This window comes from Lentzea sokolovensis (genome assembly GCF_033949975.1).
Lineage (GTDB): Bacteria > Actinomycetota > Actinomycetes > Mycobacteriales > Pseudonocardiaceae > Lentzea > Lentzea sokolovensis.
This window is the reverse complement of record NZ_JAXAVU010000018.1, coordinates 1-22,317: the sequence shown is the minus strand read 5'-3', so window position 1 is coordinate 22,317 and position 22,317 is coordinate 1. Positions and strand designations below refer to the sequence as shown.

At 69.3% G+C, this 22,317-nt stretch carries 5 protein-coding genes; all 5 read left to right on the top strand.

What is annotated here, in order from left to right; genetic code table 11:
* Positions 1-2,577 carry a hypothetical protein gene (locus tag SK854_RS45635; protein WP_319981453.1) on the top strand — a complete coding sequence of 859 codons (2,577 nt, stop codon included), beginning with the start codon at positions 1-3 and terminating at the stop codon, positions 2,575-2,577.
* Positions 2,578-2,593: 16 nt separating this feature from the next.
* On the top strand, positions 2,594-5,902 hold the full coding sequence (locus SK854_RS45630) for a right-handed parallel beta-helix repeat-containing protein (RefSeq protein WP_319981452.1): 3,309 nt from the start codon (positions 2,594-2,596) through the stop codon (positions 5,900-5,902).
* Positions 5,903-6,069: 167 nt separating this feature from the next.
* Positions 6,070-6,453, top strand: a complete 384-nt coding sequence (locus SK854_RS45625) for a YbaB/EbfC family nucleoid-associated protein (protein WP_319981451.1) — start codon at positions 6,070-6,072, stop codon at positions 6,451-6,453.
* Positions 6,454-6,462: 9 nt separating this feature from the next.
* On the top strand, positions 6,463-6,933 hold the full coding sequence (locus tag SK854_RS45620; protein ID WP_319981450.1) for a hypothetical protein: 471 nt from the start codon (positions 6,463-6,465) through the stop codon (positions 6,931-6,933).
* An 89-nt stretch (positions 6,934-7,022) separates the two neighbouring features.
* Positions 7,023-22,317, top strand: a 15,295-nt coding sequence (locus SK854_RS45615; protein ID WP_319981449.1) for a hypothetical protein, incomplete at its 3' end; no start/stop codon positions are given.

Here is a 22,317-nt window from a genome sequence, read left to right as displayed (position 1 = left end):
ATGGCGATCTCGACCCGTGATCGGGACCCCGGCGACGGTGGTGGTCTGGCCAAGCACACCGTCGGGAACGCCCTCGTGGTCTACCCGGCGGGCAACATGACGAAGGCGGCGCAGGACCTCGCGCTCACCGTCGCGCCGGACACGCAGAACGACCTCGTCGTGGTCGACCTGCCCCCGAGCTCCCCGCTCGCGATGTGGGAGTCCGTCGCGCAGGCCCTGCCCAAACGTCGGCGGGGCGTGCGTCTGGTGATCGGCGGGCGGTCCAGGGAGACCACCGCGCTGGCCGGGCACTGGCTCGCCGAACGTCTCAAGAGGACGGTCATCGTCCCGGACGGCCCGGTCGTCATCGGCGCGGGAGGCTCGCTGTTCGTCCACTCGGGACAGGGTGGCGGCGGCTGGGTGCGCTGCGTCCCCGGCAAGCCGCCGAGGTGGGAGGCCAAGCGCTTCCCCTGTCCGCCGTGGGACGAGGGCGTGGCACCGGAGAACTTCCCGACCAGCTCGCGAGGACTGGCCGAACCGCTGCCCGGCGGCGTGTGGATCCGGCCCATCGGCGACGATCCGCAGCTGCGTGCCCACCGGCAGCGGCTGATCGAGAACATGCCTTGCCAGCCCGAATACGTGACCGTGGTGCTCGGCAGCCCCGGCGGCGTCCCGCTCGGCCAGGACGACGTCGTGCTGCTGTGGCGCCAGCTGCCCGACCACGTCCGCGATCGCGTGCGCTTCGTCCAGTTCGGACCGATGTCGGTGCCCAGGGACGCGCTCGGGCAAGCGATTGCGGACGCCGTGGGCAGTGAGATCACGTTCTACGTGGGCGTGCCGGTGGGCCCCTCGGTCGCCCCCGAGATCTTCACCGTCCGCACCGACGGCAGTTTCGGCTGGCACGCTTACGCGAAGGAGATGCGGTACCGGCCGCGCGCCGGTGACGACGATCCGCCCGGCGTGCCCGACGTGGTGAGCCACCGCGCGCCGGTCCCCGGCGGTCAGCAGGTGTCGCCCGGCGTCTACTGGTACTCGGTCGACGCCGTCGTGGAGGTGGTGCAGTCCGGGCTGGTCGTGCGCCCGCCCACGGCGACCGCGAAGCTCGAGGCGATCCGGTTGGTCGCGACAGACCCCGCGACGCACAATCTCATCTTCGACGCGGACAACGAGAACGACCTGGCCAGGATGGAGTACCTGGCGGGCGACCTGGCCGGACGGCTGAGCCCGTCGGTGCGCGGGATGAACCGCGTGCTCAGCGCACGATCGTTGCTGGACGAGCAGGCCGAGGCCCCGCGTGCGGGCGCGCCGGCCGGGGGCGTCGAGCCGAGCGAGCTCCTGTCGTTCGCGGCGTCGCTCACCTTCGCCGCACCACGCCAGGTCGCCGCACCGCCGCCCGCGCGCCAGGACCGCGTCGAGCTGTCTGCCGATCTGGCGGTGCCGGTCGAGCCTGTCGCGCAAGAGGTTCCCGTTTCCCTGTCCGGGTTGATGGGCACCGCCCCGGCGTTGCCCGCCGCCGTGCCGCCGGCTTCCGCGCCCGTCAGGCCTCCGATGGAGTTCGCGCCGGTTGAGATCTCGGCACCGGAGCCGGCTCCGCTCGGGGCACTGGTGGCGCCTCCCGCGGCCATCACGGCCACCGCGGCGGCTGCGGTGGCTGAGCGCCCCGCGCCGATGCCGATGCCTGTGCCGAAGCCTGCGGATGCCACCCCTGTGCGTGCCCCCGTGCAGGTGCAAGCGGCCGTGGCGGCACCCGCACCGGCGGCCGCGAGCACGGTGCAGCCGGGCCCCGGACCGGTGCGCGCCGCCCACCTCCAGCCCGTGCCGAAGCCCGAGGCGACCGGTCTGCTGCCCAAGCGCGGCATCGAGGACGAGCGGGTGTGGCTGCGCCGCACGCTGGCGGCCGAGTTCGGCACGATGTCGAACTCCGTCGCCAGGATCCTGTCCGAGCACCCCGGTTTCCAGGGAGCGCTCTCGCAGTCCTCGGCCGACGTGCTCACCGACGCGGTGGCCGTGCAGCTCTACCTGACCGGCCGCGGCAAGACCGTCGACGAGGCCCTGCGCACCGGCGCGGTCGGTCCGCACGTCCCGTTCGCCCGCTGTGTCGTCGCCGGCCTGAGCCGGCTGCCCTCGCACCGCGGGCCGGCGGTGTTCACCGCCTCGCCCACGTCCGGCCAGTGGGACCTCTACCGCGACCACAAGCTGGTGACCGAGTGGTCGTTCCTGCACGCGCTGACCGAGCGGCCCGTGGACGAGGCGAGCACCGCGGACGTGCTGGTGTGGTCGATGTCCGCGCGGCGCACCAAGCTCCTCGAGCACGCGGACGGTCCGCTCGAACGGGTGTTGTTCGTGCCCGGCACGAGTTTCAAGGTGCTGGACATGACCGAACCGCGACCGGACGGCACCCGCGGCCAGATCCTGCTGCGCGAGCTGACCGCGGCCGAGATCGGCGCGGACGGCAGGGTCGACCGGAACCGGGTCTCGTTCGACGAGCTGGCGTTGAACTCGCTGCGCAGGCAGTTCGAGAAGTGGGCGGATGGCGTTCCGATCCAGCTGAACCCCGCCGCGGCTGACCGTTTCGGCGCATTGCCCGGCTTGGCGTGAGGGATTGGGTGAACCGATGAATCGACAGCTGCTCGTCGTCGCGGGGGACCGGCCGGGCGCGTTCGCGTCGATCGGTGCCGCGCTCGGCAGTGCGCTGCCCGGAGCGATGATCACGGTCGCGCCGGGCCGGTACGAGGAGAACCTGGTCGTCAGCAAGCTCGTCACGCTCAGCGCCGAGAAGGGCAGCGGTTCGGTCGAGGTGTTCGCCAGGAAGGGCAGTGTGCTCGTGGCGAACGCGGAGGCGGTACAGCTCAACGGGTTCGTGCTGACGTGCGAGGACGACGAGCTCGCGGGCGTCGACGTCGTGCGCGGCGAGGTGGCGTTCGACGACTGCCGGATCAGCGGCACGTCCTGGGTCTCGGTGTTCGCGCGTGCCACCGGTGCCGTGGTGTTGCGAGGCTGCAAGGTGACCAGCGCCAACGGCGCGGGCATCGTCACCTCCTCGCCTTCGGTCAGCACGGTCGAGGACACCGAGATCGCCGACGCAGGTTCCTCGGCCGTGGTCGCGGCCGAGCGGGGATCCCTGGTCCTGCGCCGGTGCGTGATCACCCGGCCGAGGGGGAACGGGATCTGCGTCAACGGGGAGAGCACCGTGCGCGCCGAGCAGTGCGAGATCACCGGTGCGATGAAACCGGCTGTCGTCGCCGAGCAGCGCAGCGACCTGACGCTGTCCCAGGTCACCGTGACCGCCAGCGAGAACGTCGACCTCTACCTCATGAGCTCCGGGAGGGTGTCCATTTCGGACTCCACGTTCGACGGTGCCGCCGTGCAGTCCGCGCACATCGCCGGCGCCTCGGAACCGTCATTCATCGGCTGCACCTTCACGGGTGCGGGCCGCAACGCGATCCAGGTGAACGGGCAGTCCGCACCGTCGTTCGAGGACTGCGAGATCGGTGCGTCGCCGGTCGGCATCGCCGTCGACGAAGGCAGCTCGCCGCGGTTCGACCGCGTCGTGCTGAACGGGGTCACCCGGACCGCCGTGCACGTGGGCGCGGCGTCGAAGCCGGTGTTCTCCGGGCTGCGCGTGGGTTCGGGGCCTGGGCTCGTCATCGTGGGCAAGAGCGTCATCCGGCTGTCCGACGCCGAGTTCGAGTCGGCTTCCTCTGCGGCGCTGGACGTCTCCGACGGGTCCACGGTGGAGGCGTCGGACGTGCGGATCGCCTCGACCGCGGAGGCCGCCGTGCAGCTGAGCGGTGACGCCCGGGCCACGCTCACGTCGTTGCTGGTGCGCGGCGGTGGCCTGTCCGCATCGGACACTCAGTTCTCCTTGCAGGACAGCGAGATCGTCGACGCCGCAGGCCACGGTGTCGACCTGCGGTCAGGGGTCCTGGCGACCATGACGCGGTGCCGTGTGCTGGCGTCGAAGCGCACCGGCGTGAACTTCGCGCCGGGAGCGGGCGGCACCCTGACCGGTTGCGAGGTCGTCGGCAGCGAACAGGACGGCGTCAGTCTGGACACCGCCGAGCCGGTGCTGCTGAGCCGGTGCGTGGTGAAGGACAACCGCGGTGCCGACGTGCGCCGGTTCGGTGAGGACAGCGTGACGATCGAGGAGCCGGTGCCGGCGGTCGCGGCACCGCGACGGCCCGCCTCGGTCGCCGCCGCCGTCGGCGACCGCGCCGATCGGGAGACGGTGGCACCGAGCGCCGCGCGGCAGGCCGTGCCGAGCGTCCCGTTGTCCGGCCCGCTCGCGGAGTTGGACGTCCTGGTCGGGTTGCACGGGGTGAAGCGCGAGGTCAACGCGCTGATCAACCTCATCAGGATGACCCAGGTGCGCAAGGAGAAGGGGCTGCCGATGCCCCCGATGAGCAGGCATTTGGTGTTCGCCGGACCACCGGGCACGGGCAAGACGACGGTCGCGCGTCTCTACGGAAAGGTGCTGGCGGAACTCGGTGTGCTCGCCAAGGGACACATGATCGAGGTCGCACGCGCCGACCTGGTGGGGCAGTACATCGGCTCGACGGCCATCAAGACCACCGAGGTCGTCATGAAAGCCATCGGTGGCGTGCTCTTCATCGACGAGGCGTACACGCTGTCCGCGTCGACCGGCGGCAGCGGCCCCGACTTCGGTCAGGAGGCCATCGACGCGCTGATGAAGATCATGGAGGACCACCGCGACGAGATGGTCGTGATCGTCGCGGGCTACTCCGAGCTGATGGAGAAGTTCCTCCTGTCCAACCCCGGCCTCGCGTCCCGCTTCACCCGTACCGTCGAGTTCCCCAACTACAGCGTGGACGAGCTGGTGACCATCACCACGGGCCTGTGCCACACGCACTACTACGAGCTGACCGAGGACGCGGTGGAGGCGCTCACCGCCTACTTCGAGCGGGTGCCGAAGGACTCGGTGTTCGGCAACGGCCGCGTGGCGCGCAAGCTGTTCGAGGCGATGGTCAACAACCAGGCGACCAGGCTGGCCGTCGATCCGCCCGCGAAGGACTCGGAGATGAGCCGGCTGACGGCGGCGGACCTCCAGGCCGAGCTCGACCTGCTCCAGCCGGCCGCGGAAGCCGCTGCCCGGCAACGAGACGACGTGCGGGACCCGGCGGCCACCGTGTACGACAGCCTGAGCTGGAAGCGGTTCCACGACATGGCCGGGCAGGCCGCCATCCGCGAGGCCGCCGGGGCGAGCCTGGTGCGCCTGGTCACCGCCAAGCAGCACCACCACCCTCTCGGCCACACCGCGAACGTCGTGATCGGCGGCAAACGGGGCAGCGGTCGCAGCGGCATCGCGCAGCTGTACGCGCAGTCGCTGGCGGAGTTCGGTCTGGTCCACATCGGACAGATGGTCCGCCGGTCGATCGCCGAGGACCTGTCACCGCAGTGGCCGGGACAGGCGGAAAGCCTGGTGCGGACCGCGTTCTCCGACGCGGCCGGCGGTGTGCTGGTCGTGGACGTCGACGGGGAGATGGACGCGGACCACCGTCTCGAGGTGATCGAGTCGGTGGTCGCCCTGATGCAACGCGGACCCGCAGACCCCGTCGTCGTCATGATCGGCGAGCACGCCCGCCTGGTACCGCTGTTCCAGGAGGTCCAGCCGCTCGCGGAGTGCTTCCTGACGGGATGGGACGTCGCGCCGTACTCCGTGGACGACCTGGCCGGGCTCGCCATCCGCGACCTGGTCCGGCGCGGTCACGAGGTCCCCGACGAGGTGCGCGACGCCGTGGCAGCACAACTGGCGGCCACGACCGAACGGGAGACCGTCCACGTGGCACACCAGCTCGCCGGCAGGCTCGCCAGGACCGCCGCGTCGCGCACCCTCGCCGTCGCGGACCTGTTTCCCGGCGCGACGGGTGGTGCCCAGGTGCAGGGGCTGACCTTCGTCAGGTGATCGCCGGTCGCGTCAAGTGGGTGAAGGGGCAACGAGGACCGTCCGTCAGGACACATGTGCGCCAGGTCACTTGATCAGGGTGCTTGCGCCGATTTTACTCAGGTTCATTCCTGATGATTCGCTTTTGGTGAGGAGTTCTCGTGGCATCTTCGCCGCTGGAAGACGAGTTGGAACGTGCCCTGTCCGGGTACCGGGAAATGCGTGCGGATTTGCACTCGGTGCAGCAGAAAATGGCGGAGATCTCCTCCTCGGCCACCGCGCCACGCGACGTGGTCTCGGTGACCGTTGACGTCCACGGTCAGATCACCGCTGTGACGTTCCCGCAGGCCGCCTACAAGAACATGGCTCCGGCCGAACTCGCGAAGGTCGTCTGCGACACGGTGCGCAAAGCGCAGGCGACGGCCAGGGAGAAGATGCTGGAACTGATGGAGTCGACGATGCCGCCAGGTTTGTCGATGCGGGGTCACACCCCCGGCAAGGTCGATTTCGACGAGCTTTTCCCGGACAACCCGGAAGACAGCCCGCTTTTCCGTCCGATGGACGAGAGGTAGGTGTTCTCGATGCCTGACGAACTCTCCGCGGTGAACATTCCGGGCGTGTGGCAGGCGGTCGCGCAGGCCGAGCAGCTCGGCCGGCAGGCCAAGACGTTCCACGAGCCCCTGGACGAGGCGAACATCAACTCGGAGATGATCGGCGACTCGCAGCTGTGGGAGAAGATCTCCGCCGACTTCGAGAACCTGAGCAGGGGCGTCACCTGGCTCGAGGAGTCGGCGAGCAGTGGGGCGAAACGGCTCGAACGGGCGGCGCAGATGTTCGAGCAGACGGACCGCGTGGTCGAGCAGCTCGGCACCTCGTTCGCCACGTCGATCAGCCGGCAGACGTCCGACCAGATCGATCGGATCATGTCCGGCTTCTCGGCACCGGATCCGTTGCCCACCGGCGGCCCGCCGCCCACGCCGCGCCCGGACAGCACCACGCCGAACCCCGGCGGTACCGGCCCCGTGCGTCGTACGCCCAACGTGAGTCCATGAGTTACGAGTGAAGGTCGTGAAATGAGCGCTGCGAGGACCGGATCGGGGCGTACGTCCTGGTCCGGTCCTCGCTGTGACAGGGGTGCGTGGTGCCGGTAACGACCAACCTGCGGTACCCCGAAGAACTCAACTTCTTCATGGTGCTCATCGCGGGCGGCTACTGGCCACCCGGCCTGGAAGGGGAGATGTACAAGGCCGGGGACGCCCTGGCAGACGGATCCGCGAGCTGGAGTGCGTTCGGGGGCAACGTCGACGCGCTGGTCGCCACTTTTCTGGCGAACGCTCCCGCGACGGCCGGCCGGAACTTCGTGCGCTACGGCGATCAGATGAAGCAGCAGGCCGCGCAGAACGCGACCAGCGCCCAGGCCCTGGCCGAGATCCTGCGGGGACAGTCGCGAAACCTCCAGAGCGCGAAGTTCTCGATGATCGTCGCCTCCGCGGTCACCGCCTTCGAACTGACCCGGATGCTGCTCGATCCGTTCGAGTGGATCAACATCCCCCCGTTCCTCAAGGTGATGCAGGAATGGATCAAGGCAGTCGTCGCGAGGTTCCGGCAGTGGATGTCGAACGCGTTGCAGGTCGCCATCACCGCAGGCGCCAGGGTGACCCGCACGCCGCTGACGACCAGTGCCGTCAACACCATCACCAAGGTCGCCGACGTGATCACCGACGGCATCATGATGATCACCCAGCAGACCATTGACGAGGGCATCGACGAGGTCGTCGAGGACGCGATCGCCCAGATCGCGGTGCTGATCCTCAGTGACACCAAGTGGGATTGGAACAGCACGCTCCAGTCCTTCCAGTACGGCATGGCCGGCGGCGCGTTCGACGGCCTCCTGCACTCGGTGCTGAAGAACGTCAGGCCCGACCTCCTCAACTGGGTGACCGTCGGCGCCCTCCGCCAGGCAGCCACCCAGGTGTTCGTCGGCGCCATCACCATCCCCGCCGGCGGCGACCCGGGTGAGCTCTGGAAGGGCATGGTCAACGGCCTCGCCACCGGCGGCGCCATGACCGCGATGCGCAACTGGCGGACCAGGCGCAACGAACAACTGGGCCTCAACGGCCCCGGCGGCCCGAACCCGGGCAGCGGTTCCAACTCGGGCAACCGCCCCGTGGACGACGACAGGGTGCCGCTCCTGTCCGACGACACGTCCTCCGACGACGGCTCCTCCGACGACGGGTATTCGGACGACGATCCGTCTTCGTCCGGCAGCCCGTTGCCGCTCTGGCGCGACACTCCACCCGTCACCTTCGGTACTGGTGGATCGGGCAACACGTTCAACGGTGCCGCCGGTGGTGTGCCGGGCGGTACGCCCCGCAACGCTCCCGGTGACTCGGCCGGAGGCACGGGATCGTCGGTGTCCACGCCGCCGGGCAATTCCGCTGCACCATCCACATCAGACTCTCGCTCCGTGTCAGGTGTCGCCCGTCCGGACGGAACCCACTCACAGAACCAAGATGTGTTGCCTTCCGGCACGAGCGTCGCGCCGTCGTCTGTCCAGCCGCCGTCGAGCACGGTCGCGCCCGCGTCGGTGAACCCGGCTGTTCCCAGCCAGGGCAGCCCGGTTTCCAGCCCTGCGGGCGGTTCGGGTTCGGCGGCCACTCCGGGTTCGACGACCACCTCGGGCTCGGCCACTACCAACGGCCAGCTGGGCATCGTCGCCAACGGGCCTGCCACGAACAACGACGGCGTTCCTCTCGTCAGTGAACCGGGGCTGTTCACCGAGTCGGCGTTGCCGCCCGCGCCATCGACGCCCGCGCCACCGGCGGTTGTGGACACCGGGTCCGTGCAGAACGCCGATCCTTTTGCCGACCCTGGCTTCGTTCAGAACACCGACCCGTTCCAGGACCTCTTCCAGGACTCGGGCTCGGACAACGCCTCCGACTGGGATTCCACTTCGGACTCCGGCAACGAGTCCGACACCAGCACCATCACGTTCGAGTCCTTCGACGACGACTCCGACACGAGTGTCGACTCGGACACCGACGACTCACCGGCCTCCAAGCCGAGCATCGCCCCGAACACCACCACTGGCACGACCACCAACACCACGCCAACCGCCATCCCGGCTACCTCCAGCCCCGCCTCCACCCCGAGCTCCACCTCCACTCCCAGCCCCAGCCCCGCCTCCACCCCGGGCCCCGGCAGCACCGCGGCTGACAGTCCGAAGTCGCCCTGGAACACCAGTGCCGCAGCCATCACCCGGCAGTGGCGGGCCGACGACCTGCTGAGTGTGGTGAATGCCGAGCTGGTCAAGTCCGGCTGGTCCGAGGGCCGGATCGAACTCCCCGGCCTGTTCACCGCTCTCGACAAGCTGAACGAGCAAGGTGTGGTGCTGCGCCAGGACACCACGGGCGCGGGGCAGACGGTGGCCGGCTTCATCATGAACCCCGACGTCGTCGCCGTACCGAAGGGCGACAGCCCGAACACACCAGTCGTGGTGAGCGGTGCCGGCGACCCGTCCTCGACCGCGGGCCCGTTGGTGGCGTACCGAAACCCCGTGCCCGCCGAACTGCCGTCCACGGAGAACAAGGGATCCCGGCCGGCCGTTCCTTCCGCGACGGAAGTGGACGCGCCGGTGCTCGGCGGGCTGGGCGGGCGCACGCCGGAAGCCGCTGCCCATCGGGATGCGCAGGCGGCCAAGCGCAGGACGGAGGTGCCGGCCGAGGGACCCGCCGGACAGCCGGACACCACGTGGACACCAACGGACAGCCTCGGGAAGCCGATCAACCCGGCGGTGTCGACGCCGGTGCCCGCACCGTTCACGGCACAGCGCCATGGCGAACCGGCACCGGCCGCGGGCATCCAACCGATCCAGGAGGCTTTCGGCGCGCAGGAGCTCCTGAAGGCTGACCAGGTGAGCGAAACCTTGCGGCAGTTGACGTTCCTTGCGAACGACGTGCTGCCGCAGAGCCCTCCGCCTGCGCCGGACGGTCTGTACGCGACCGTCGGGCACCTGGTTCGAACCGATCCGGCGCGGCTGCGCCAGGAAGCGGTCAATGCGGCCATCGCCCGGCCCGACGTGGCTGCGGCAGCCGCGGACTTCATCGTCCGCAACTCGATAACCGACGAACACCTGCACCGCGGGTTGGTGGGTGACCTCAACGAGAACCTCAGCGCTTTCCACGGCACCGAACTGGCCGGACACCTGATCGCCACTCACCTGGGCATGCCCGTGGTGATCCACCGGCCCAACGGTGCTCCTCCGGTGGTGCTGTCCCCGCTGACCGGCCTGGGCGGCAACCGCGCGGTCGAGGTCGATCTGATCATGAAGGACGGTCGCCCGACCTACCGTCCGCACGAGGGACCGAACGGCCCGGTCACCCGGCGGTGGCAGGCAGGCGACCTGCTGAACGTCGTGAACAGCGAGCTGAGGAGCGAGCGCTGGCCGGGCGGCGCCATCGGTCTCACCGAGCTGTTCACCGCGCTGGGCACGCTCGATGCGAAGGCCATGTCGCTGCGCATGGACGCCAAAGGCACCGGCCGGATGATCGCCGAGTTCTTCATGATCGGCTCGATGGGTGTGAAGGGCGGGGCCAACCAGGACTCCGCAGACGTGGACGCCGTCGGAACCGAGGCCGACGGTCCGTCGTCCTCTGCCTCGTCCTCGCAGCACGATCCGGCCTCTGCGGTCGACAATCCTGTGCTGTTGACCGACGTCCGGCGTGACCAGCTCGGTGACGGATGGCAGAGCTGGTGGGATGCAGAGGTTGCGCTGGCAGGAGACTTCGACAGCGAGGATCGAGCCAACGACCTGGGGCTGGCCGATCACGTCATCGTGGACTTCCTCGGTGACCTGGCTGATCACGAGGACAGCCGCGCGATCGTGGACGGGCTTCGCCTGCTGGTCGCCAGGGAGATCGGCTCGCAAGGAGGACTGCTGACCAGCGGGGCTTATTCGCTGGCCGAGTGGGCCGCCGGGCAATGGGGGCTGCTGGAGACGCCTTCGGTGCGCGGCCAGCTCGATGTTCTCGGCGACGTGGTTGCCGCGGCAGGTACGTTCGACGGTCCGCCAGAGCACCTGGACACCGCGAGAGAGATCGTTGACCAGGAGTTCGAGCACGTCGAGGACGACGCTCCCTGGCGAGACGGCGCGGAAGCCCTGGTCGCTCGGCAGATCACGGCGGACGGAGGCCGCACCGGCCGCGGCCGCCAGCTGGCCATCTGGCTGAGCGATCAGATCGCGCAGATCAGCGAAGCCGACGACGCGTCTTTCGCGCTGCGGGATCCGATCGCCGAGTTTGCGCACCTCGACCGCGGGGATGCCGATCTCGACCACGAGTGGGTGGCCAAGTGGGAGGCGGAGTTCGCACGCGCTGAAGAACAGCTCGGCGGGCTTTCCGACAACCCGGACGACGTCGCCAACGCTCTCGACGTGGCGCAGGACTTCGTGGAGGACGCGTTCGGCGTCGTCATGACCGGATCCGAGCAGGATGCGTCGCTGCACAGGGGAGTGCGGCACGTCGTCGCCGAAGCGATCCTGCTCGAAGGCAACGGAGCGACCAGCGGACCGGTGGACCTGGCCAGGTGGGCCGCGCATCAGCTGGGTCGTGCAGCCGAAACAGCGGCGGTGCCCGAGGCCGGTTCGCGCGAGCCGGAAGGCATCGATCGGTCCGGCGCCGCCACGCCGGAGTCGACGGACGGGGACGGCGCGCCCCTCCTGCCGGCCGCCGTGCCGGCCATCGCGCCGGAGAGCGCGAGCGACATCGTCGAAGCCGTGTTCGGTCCTTCCGCTTACGCGGACGGTGACATGTCTCGTGACGCCGTGGTGGACCGGGAGCGCAGGACCCACGTCATCCAGCGGGTCGCGGAGAGGATCGCCGAGGACCGCGGCGACACATCGAGGGCCCGCGAGGTTGCGCGCGGGCTGCACCAAAGCTACGCCGCGTTGGACCAGAACCGTCCCACCGCACCAGATGTGAGCCTGGATCCCGATCCCGACGACAACGTCTCGGTGGCGTCGGGGGAAGGCAGCGAGACCGACGAGTCGGTGTTCGACTTCCGGCACCGGTTGGCGGATTTCGGCAGCGAAGACGACTCGTTGGACGAGCGGTGGGCCAAGTTGATCGCCGCGGGGCAGGCGGCCGAGGAGCGGTACGCCGGCAAGAGGGGGTACCTCCGGACGGCTGGCCGCGTGGTGAACGACGTGCTGGGCCCCATGCCCGCTCAGACCGACGCCGAGCCGGACGCGAAGACCGCGGACGAGCTGGACTTGAGGAACGGCCTGCGGTACCTGATCGCGGAGCAGCTCGTCGCGAACGGAGGTCAGGTCACCAGCGACCTGGCCGAGCTCGCGGTGTACGCCGCCAAGCGGTTGGAGCAGCCGGTCAAGTCCGTGTGGTACCAGGTGCAAAACCTGGAGCGCGGCAACTTCTCGACGACGGTGGAGCGCGACGCTGCCTGGAATGCCGCGTTCGACCTGCGTCCGGTCACCGAGTACGGGCACCACCTGGACCAGGCCAGGACGATGGTCAACGCGAAGTCCGACGCCGGGCAGGACGTCGCCGACGGCGTCGCCGGACTGGTCGCTCTGCAGATCGCCTGGCACGACGGTGACCTGAGGTCCGCCAGGAACCTCGCCAAGTGGCTGGTCGCTCAACGGCCGGAGTTCCTCACCGCTGGGCCGGGAGCGACCGCTCAGGCGTCGCAACCGACGCGGGACGCCGTGATCAGTGATCCTGACGGCCACGAAACGCCCGCCGCGCCGCCGGTGCCTGTCGCACCGCCCGCCGTGCCGCAGCCGCCTTCCCAGCCTGACGCGCCGTCGGTCGTGCAGCCTGTTGTGCCGCAGCCTGTTGTGCCGCTGGTCTCGTCGCCCGCGGGGCCGCCGGTCTCACAGCCCGCCTCCCAACCTGCCGTGCCGCCCGTGTCACAGCCGGCCAGCCAGCCTGCCGGGCCACCGCCCACGCCCCCCGCCGGACCTCCTGCCGCGCCACCCGTCCCACCCGCCGCGCCACCCGTCCCACCCGCCGCGCCACCCGTCCCCCCGCCGTTGAACATCCCTGACCACGTCCGCGACAACCGTGCCCTCGGCGTGGTCAAGGCGGTCACCGCCGTCAAGGTCGGAACACGTGTCGCGGGCCTCGTCACCACCACGCTGGGCGGTGCCGAGGTCGACGGCCTCGACGCCATCACGAAGGTGGTGGACGCGGACAGCGAGTTCGAGTCGTTCCTCGGCGACGGTCGTTCGTTCCCGGTGAGGGTCGGCAACCGGTGGTACGCGGCGACCATCCGCGCGGCACTGGACCTGAGCGGGCCGCTGACGCCCAAGAAGGGGGGCAGCTCCACGGCCACGGTCAACATGAGCATGCTGGAGTCGAAGGGCGTCGGTGCGAGCAGCACGATCGCGACCGGCGCGGACGTGGGCGCGTCCTTCAGCTACTCGACCGGTCTCGGTCCGCTGGGATCGATCGCCGTGCGGATACCGATGGGGTCACCATCTGTTTCGCAGGCGCACTCGACGAACACGCAGACGTTTCGCGGCATCTTCGGCGGCCAGGAAGCACAGCACGTGGACGTGCCGGTCACGTGGTCGGTCAGTGTTCTCGACGAGCGGTCGCAGCCGGTCGGCGACGGTACGCAGTCGCTCCAGCACGAGGTCACGCTCGGCCTGCCCAACAAGACCCCGCCCCTGCCCCAGGGCACGAACACCGCTTTCGTGCCGATCGCTCCGACCGCGGGCCCGCAGCTCACCACCCTGCTGGCCGAGGCGATCACGCACGTCGGCGACAGGCACGGCGAGATCGCGGGGAGGTTCCACAACTCGGCCGCGGGACAGCCCAAATCCCCGGGTTGGCTGGCGCTCAAGACGTTCCTGAGCCCGACGAACATCCGCAACGAGTTCCCGGGCATGCTCGGGAACTGGGTGTCCTCACCCGACCTGATCAGCCCGCACGGCTCCCGCGGCGTGGCGGTGCAGATGAGGGCCTCCATCCAGGAGGCCCGGCTGATCGGGCAGGACAAGGAGACCACGCTCGCTCTGCACGACTCGACGACGTCGATCGTCACCAACAGCGCGAAGTCGAAGAGCGGCATCAGCGTCTCGGCCTCCATCGGCGGTGGCGAGTCGGTGGGTGTGGGCGGCGCGGGCCTGCTCGCCGGCAGTGCGAGCGTGACGACCGGGGACAGCACGTCGTCAGGTTCGTTGGGCAAGCACGAGATCGGTGCCGATGTGAAGGGCCCCACCGGTTCCTACGAGATCAAGGGCACCGTGGAAGTGCGCACTCCGGATGGCGACGTCGTCTCCGTGCCGATCGAAGGCGTGGTCCGGCTCAGCCTCGCGGAGGCGGCGGACCACGGGTTCGCGGTGCCGGCCGGGTTCACCGACAAGGAGATCACGCCTCCGCGCGATGGCATCGACCGGTTCCCGCCACCGTACCTGGCGTCCGATCTCGCCTCCGGCAACGCGAAGGTCGGCCGGCTGGACGGGATGAACGACGTCAAGGACCAGATCCAGGACACCCTCTCGAAGATCGACGGTTTCGAGGACTTCTTCCCTGCTTGGAAGAAGCCTGCTGACGCCCGGCCGTGGTACCGCGTCGACCTGACGCCGGTGAAGACGTGGCTCGCGACCGCCTTGTCCACCGTGAAACGCTTCGGCGGTTTCACCGGTGCGCTGGACCAGGTTTCCAGGACGCAGCCGCGCTCGGGTGACGACTACGCCGCGTTCGCCGAGCGGATGACGAACCAGCGGATGCTGGACACGAATCTCTCGCCCGTCGCGACCAAGTCCACGATGGACAGTCTGATCGGCAAGGGCAGGACGATGGTGTTCCAGCGCAGCGGGATCTTCTCCAAGGACTACGTGCGCGTCACCGTCAAGGCGAAGCTGGCGAACACGAAGTACGACGGTGAGGCGCCCGGCCGCGTCGTCCGCACCTCGGACACCCGTGAAACCAAGATGAGCGCGAGCAGCGACCGAGCGGCCGGGTACTCGATCGGCGTGGAAGGCCGCGTGATCATCCCGAACACCGCGGGTGACACGGCGCTGACGGTCGTGCCGAACGCGTCGATCAAGTACAACTCGACGACGACGCATCAGAACAGCTCCGGGCCGGGAGCCGTGAACAACATGGTCAACGGCGGCACCGAGGTGAACCACCGGTTCACGAGCCAGATCGAGTACGACGTCGTCGTCGAGACGTACTCCCGTCCGAGGGCGTGGGTCCGCCGGGTGACGCCGGGTCTGCCGGGCTGGGACACGCCTGTCGTGAAGACGATCGCGAGGACGAACCTGTCCGCAGCCACGTCCACGGCCACCCAGGGCGACGGTGCGGCGCGGCCGGGCGACGGGCCGATCGACCTCCGCGTGCTGCGTGGTGAGGTGCAGCTGTTCCTCCCGGAAAGCTCGGTCTTCACCGAGGATCCCGTGAAGTTCCGCCCGGGACGGACGTCGCCCCCGATCGCACTGCCCGGCGACCCGTCCATCACGGATCTGCTGCTACGTCCGGAGTACGCGCCGGACGGCGAACCCCCGATCACGGAGTGGCTGCACGTCGAGGCGCTGACCGGCACGGACCGGCTGCAGAAGGTCGCGGTCAGGGCGTTGAACGATGCGGCGGGCGGCGACGACGTGCTGGTCCTCCCGGGCTCTCCGTCGATGCGGGCCCTGGACCAGATGTTCACGCCGGAGAACATCAAGTCGAACCTCAACCACGCGGTGAACGCGGGCCTGCAGGAGAACGGGCTGAAGTACGCGAGGAGGATCGAGGACCGGTCCGGCGCGGTCGGCATGAAGCTCGCACTGGCGAACCCGAAGCTGGTGTCCATTTCGGACACCACAGCGATGGAGCGCTCCGCGGCCGGTGGCAACCGGGCGGGTGCGACCACGACCACGAGCAAGGGCTGGGACTTCAACCTCGGTGCCACGGTCATCGCCGCACCGGTGAGCACACCCGGCGGGCCCACCATCGGCAGGGGAGGCGTGAGCGCCGGCGGCAAGCTCAGGTCGTGGCGGACCGTCACCGCGAAGGCCCGCGAGATGACAGGTCTCATGGAGCGCAAGCGCAGCATGCCCGGCACCGACCGCACCGCGCTCGTCCAGGTGGACCTCGTCGCGGACATCGTCGCGGAGAGCAGGGTCGGCAACGCCGTTCTGCCCGACCGCGCCGTGGACCGCAAGGGCTTCCGCGTCGTGCAGGAGGGCGCGGTCTACCTCAGGATGAGCGAGGAGCAGGCTCGCAAGCACGGTCTCCTGCCGGAGATCACGCAGCCGCGCAAGCCCGCCACCGTCACGTTCGCGCCGCCTCCCACGATGCGCGAGAACAAGCCGGGTTCGATCGGGTTCGGTGTGTTCGAGCGGTTGCCGAACCTGACGAAGCTGGTGTCGACGCTGCGTGCCGAGAACGAGAGCACCGGTAAGGCACTGATGCCCGACGCCGTGCTCGACGACGCCATGAACAACCTGCAGCGCGTTCTCGAAATGACCGACAGGGAAACCCATCGCGCCATGATGGAGTCCGCGATGGACGGTGGCGTGCTGCTGTCCGCGCAGAACCCCAAGTTCATCGGGCGCGACTCGTACCAGGTCGTGCTGAAGGCGACACCGCGTGAAATGAAGTTCCAGGACGTCGTCAACGACGGCGTCAAGATGGACAACATCCTGGTGTACCTCGGCACCGAGGCCGAGACCAAGGGCACCAGCAGGTCCTGGTCGGCGGGCCTGCGCGCGTTCTTCGGCGTCGCCCCGCACGCGGCGGACACCAGGCACAGCGGCAACACCACCGGAGCTCTGGGCTCCACGGCCGAGCACGGCCGGACGGGGTCGAACGGAGTGTCCTACACCGAACTCGACGTGCACGTGGCGGGAACCGGCGCGCCAGCCGCCGTCTACGGCGGGAAGGTCGACTGGGAGCTCGAGGTCCACGGGCGCAAGGGCGTGGTCGCGCGGGCGGTCGTCACCGAGGACATGACCTTCCGCGTGGTCGCCGACGACGTGGCGGTCAAGCCGACCCCGGTCCCGGCCGACCCGCGAATCTCCCCGGCCCCGGCCGACGACGCCGATCCGACGCAGATCCAGGCGTGGAAGAACGATGGCATCAAGTTGCCCAAGACCGTCCACCCCCAGAGTTCGGTCGGAGCGGCGCAGGTCCGGGAGGGGGCGTTGCGCGCGCTCAGAACGGCCGGACTGAGCGAGGACGCGACGAACCGAGTGCTGGGCCTGACCAACACGGCCATGTCCGCGCTGAGCGCGGAGAACATCCGCGTCACCATGATCGATGCGACCGACCAGGGCGTCCGCCTGCCGGAGTTGCACAAGAACGCGCTGCTGTCCGACGAGCACGCGGGCCTGGAACTGCACGCCAAGCTGGTCAACCCACAGCTGTCCGGCCTGAGCGACGCCGTCGCGATGAGCAGCCAACGGGCGATGATCCCCGATGTCACCTCCACGGTCTCGGTGAGCGAGGCGGTCGACGCGGCCGTCGCGCTCAGCGGATCCATGGGCAGCGACAGCGGTGGCGAGGGCCTCGTCCGCGACCACGGCGGTCAGTTCGGTGACTTCGAAGCCAAGCTCGCGTTCAGCGAGTCCGGGGACATCGCCGGCACCGTCAGCTCCGCACGCCAGGAAGGCACCGGCAGCGGTGGCCGGACCGCTCTCGTCACCTACGACGTCGAGTACCGGATCGTCGCCACGGTCAACGGCAAACAGGCGGTGGTCGACGTGCGCAGCGACAGGTCCGCCCAGATCCGCGTCAGTGACGCCGACCTGAAGCTCGCGCTGGGCGGTCATGACGTGCCGACGCCGATCGACGACGCGCAGAAGGAAGTGCACAAGGCCGCCACGGACTGGCGCAACAAGGAGAAGGAGGTCGAAAAGGCGCAGCGCGCGCTGGACGACCTCGTGCTCGCCCAGCGCAGCGGCCGCGAAGCCGCGGCCGAGGAAGTCGTCGCGGCCGCGCAGAAGCTGAAGGAATCCGAGACCGCGCGATCTGACCGGACGAGGGAACTGGGCGAGGCCGAGGCCGCCCGCGGTGCGGCGGCTCGCGCTCTGGCGGACGCCGGGCGGCAAGCCGAACGGGACCTCTTCCGGTTGCTGTCGACCGCGGACCTCGAGAACATGACGCCCGCCGAGGAGACACAGCGACAAGAGATCGCGAGGAAGTTCACAGCGGCGAACGAGAAGGATGCCGCCGACGCCAAGAAGGTCGTGGATGCGACCACGAAACGCGACAAGGCCGTCGCCGACGTCCTGCTGGCGCGAACACGGGTGCAGAAGGCGAACGACGCCGTTGCCGCGCTCGACGAGGCGCGCGACGCCGTGTCCGTCGAGGTCGGCAAGGCCCACCTGGCCGCGGATGCCGCCAAGGAGAACTGGCTGACGGCGAAGAGGACGCTGGGCGACCGGATCGAGGACTTCAACGCGGGCCTGCAGACGCCTCCGAACCTCCCGCCGGGACCTGGTCCCGATCGGAACGCGGGCTTCGGGCTGAGCACGTCTCCCACATTCATGTCCGACCTGACCGATGACGGCTTCTTCGAAAGGGAGGTCCTCCGTTCTGGCGGCAACTCCAGGCGCCCCACCTACAACAGTGACGACGCATGGGCCCATGTCGCGGACCGGCTGTACACGGATGCACAGGAGGGTCAAGATTCCGGCGAGGGTGATGACACCGCTTCCACGGACGTTGCGCTGGGAGCCGCTGCACCCACGTCGTTGGACGCCTTCGTCCTGAACGAGCCTGTCATGCCCGACGACGCACCCGTCGTCGAGATCCTGCCCGGTCCGGCAGCAAGCGGGCCGGACGGCGGCAAGAACCCGGCTGAGGAGGTGCGCGAGGCCGAGAACGAAGAGGAGGCCGAGAACGAGGAGGAGGCCGAGAACGACGGCTTCTACACGGACGACGATGCCGAAGTTCCGCCGAGGGTCTCTCGTGACGATCATCGTGCCGACGACACGCTCTTCGCGTATGTCGCGGAGCCGGACTCCGACGCACTGACGTTCACCGCGGACACCGGCGACCGGCATGACGCGGTGCTGGGCCAGGTGTACGCGCCGAGCGGCAAATTGTTGTCCCAGCAGGAAGTCGCGCGCATCGACGCCGATTACCGCGACGCGGTGCCCCTGTTGGGGCAAGTGCATGACCTCGGCAGCCTCATGCGTGAGGCCGCGTCCATGCTCTCGTACACGATCGAGGCGCCGGAAAAGACCAAGCCCGGCTACGACGACTACCGGGAGCTGCACGCGAGGGCCATGCGTGTGGTCGCCGCCCGTCTGGCCGCCGACCACGCGACCAACCCTCGCGGGCACTCCGCGGTGGCGTACGTGGCCAAGATCGCGGTCGATCTGGGGGCCAGGCGCAGGACCAGCGGTTCGCCGTTGGGCTTCGCCCCGCTTCCGGCACCGCCGCGCGCTGGGGAGTCGTCGGCGGCGGGCGGCCGGCCGAGGGTGCCCAAGCCCTTCGACGTGACCTTCGCGGAAGGCGTTCACCGGATCTCCAGCAAGAGCAAGGAGAGCCCGGAGCTGACGCGCGCCGTCAACGAGTACGCGAGGGCGGCGGACAGCAGGCGGACTGTTGTTCTCACCGGTTTCCTGGACCCCTCGCTGCCGCACGACACGGCCAGGGCTGTCGCGGAGCAACGGATCGCGTCCGTCCGGGCCACCTTTGTGGACGCTGTGCGTTCGGAGCTGGAAAGCCTGCCCGGTAACAGGGTGGTGGTCGAGGACATCCGCTTCGAGGAGAACCTCGTGCTGGCGACCGAAGAACTGGAGGGGCACCACCGGGTTCAGATCGCGTTCCGGGAGCCGGGCGTCCCCGCGCTGACCGAGTTCACCGGCGACTGGCAGCGAGCGCGCGTCGAGTACACCGCGCAGTCGCAGGAGTTCGACCGCCGACTCGCCGGCTACGTGGCCGAGCACCCGGCGGTCAACGCCGAACTGGGGAAGATCGCGCGGTTGGTGTGGGACGAGACTTCTCCGGAGAACCGCCGGCACCTCATGTTCGCGTCTCCGATCTACGCCGGCGCGGTGCCGCTCGGCGTCGAGAACGTGCGTGCTGTGGTGGAGCACGGCAATCTGCGTGAGCGGATGGCGTTGCTGAACAGGCGCGCGATGGACAACATCCTGTATCCGGGGATCCCGCGCCACGAGCACATCGTCGTCGAGCAGGACCAGCGGAGGTTAACTGAGGCAAAGCGGTCTTTCGACGCGGTGGAAGCAGATCGGAAGCTCCCGCCTGAGGAGCGGGAGAGGTTGCTGGCGGTCCACGGCGCGTCGTTGCGCGTGCCCACGGATCCGGCCGCGCTGAGGCCGCCCCTGAGCGATGCGGAGCGCTCCTACGTGGTCGATGACAAGGGCCGCCTGAAGTGGGAGTCCGCGGCGCTGACCAGGTACATGCACGCGAACGGCTGGGTGCACCGCATGGCGGAGAACGCCGGTGGGCTCAGCGGCACCGGCACGTCCGGAACGGCCTACCTGCTGATCAGGTTCGTGGAGCAGTTGGCCGCACGCAGCAACATCAGGATCGACATGGACCTGTTCCGGCTGGCGCTGGTCGGCTATCTGATCCCGATCGACTCGCACACGTTCTACGAGATCATGCACGCCGCCCAGTTCGCGGATCAGGGCCTCACCCACGGCAACACGATGGGGCGGTACCGCTGGCTTCCTCCGCTGACCGACGCGGAGGTACGCGAGAACGTCGCTGTGGACGGGCTGTATCCGGACGAGCACGCGGCAGGTGTCGTCGACTGGGCCGCGCTGCAGGGATCCACCTCAGGTGTGACCGAGGTGGAAGTCGACGACGAACAGAATTCCCCGCTGTCCGGCCAAGAGCTCGTGCGGCAGGTCGACGCGGCGGATGTTGCCGGGGGCAGACCGGCAGCACGTGACCTGCACGCGTCGTACGCACTCAACCCGGCCCATGGCCGAGAGGCGTTCGGGCGTGATGTCGTCGAGCTGGGGCGCAGCCTCTACCGCCAGTTGGTGCTGAACCACGACCCGGGGCGGCCTGCCGTACCGACGGCGATCCGGCTCCAGAGTGCGCAAGATGGTCAGGTCGGCAAGTTCGTGCCAGTGGTGTGGAACTCCCTGAAGAAGCAGATGTTCCTCGAGTTCGGCAAGTACGCGTCGCACGCCGGTGCCGGCCACGACCTGCCGCACCCCGACGATGTGCTGGCCGAGTTCGACGCGGTCGCCGAGAACCAGGTCGTCGTCACGGTCGCGGATCTCGACCAGCCCCGTGACCGGCCGGCGGTGTGGACGGGGGCTCAACCCGCCATGGGGCTCGACAGGTCTTCGTGGCAGGCACATCTCCAGCGCATGGTCGCTGTCGTGTCCACGCTGCCGGACAGAACGGCCTTGCTGGACAGGGCGTCCAGCATCGTCCAGCGCCACCACGCGTCACCTCCGGCGTACTCGGCGCGGTTCTCCGCCGTTGTGCACGCGGTCGCCTACCAGCTGCACCTCGATCGCGAGTCGGCAACGCCCGAACGGAACGCCGAGCAGCTGTCCCTGACGCTGCGCAAAGTCCTGGGCGACCTCGGAGGGCCGGTGCGCACGCCTGAGGGCGGCAGCGTTTCCGAGAGCAACGTCGACAAGATCAAGGCGGAGCACACCAGGGCGATCCGGATGCTCGACCGGCTGCCCGAGGCCCGGCGCGCCGAGGTGACGCGCGAGGCCGACGAGATCGTGGGATCGGGTCATCAGCCGCCGAACCGCGACCGCAACACGCAAACCCCGCGGGACATCGCCTACCTGGAGCTGCACCAGAGGATCAGGAACATCGTGGCGGCGACTCTGGCGACGGCTTCCCCCGAAGCCAGGGCCCAGGCGCAACGGATGTCGGAACTGCTTGCGACCGCGGGCACCGGCCGCACGGTGCCCGCCCCCGCGCCGGCCGCTGGCACAAGCGCCGGCCCGCGACAGCGCCCCGACACGACCCACGAGGCGGAGGCTGAGCGGTTGTTGGTGTTGGCGGGTTCTCAGCTGGTGATGCCGGTGCCGGATCCGTCTCCTGAGCAGGCGCGCAGGCTGGTGGAGCGTGAGGAGCTTCGTCGTCAGGTGGCTGTGGCGGTGATGGAGGTTGATCTGGGTGTGCGTAGTCAGGAGTCGCTCGACGCGTTGGTCGCTGATCTGACGAGAGGGAGTGGTCCTTGGACGGCTGCGCCGATGGGGGCGGCGCGGTTCCGTCCTGGTGATCGGCAGGAAGGGGGATCTGGCAGGGGTTCCTCGGGCCTGGAGGCGGGGCCGAGCACTCGACCCGTTGGTTCGGCTCAGGTGGGCCACGGGACCGCGCGGTCGCAGGTGCCGCTGGGTCGGGGGAGTGAGGGTGTGTTCCGCGGTCAGCGGTTCTCGATTCCGTTGGGGCAGCAAGACTCTGATGTGTTGGACGCCGCGGGGTCGCTTCAGATCGCGGTGATCGGTGATCTGGTGGTTCTGAACC

What these genes read in the sequence shown, in the direction of transcription:
- SK854_RS45635 (WP_319981453.1), top strand. Translation starts at nt 1, where the DNA reads ATGGCGATCTCGACCCGTGATCGGGACCCCGGCGACGGTGGTGGTCTG.
- SK854_RS45630 (WP_319981452.1), top strand. Translation starts at nt 2,594, where the DNA reads ATGAATCGACAGCTGCTCGTCGTCGCGGGGGACCGGCCGGGCGCGTTC.
- SK854_RS45620 (WP_319981450.1), top strand. Translation starts at nt 6,463, where the DNA reads ATGCCTGACGAACTCTCCGCGGTGAACATTCCGGGCGTGTGGCAGGCG.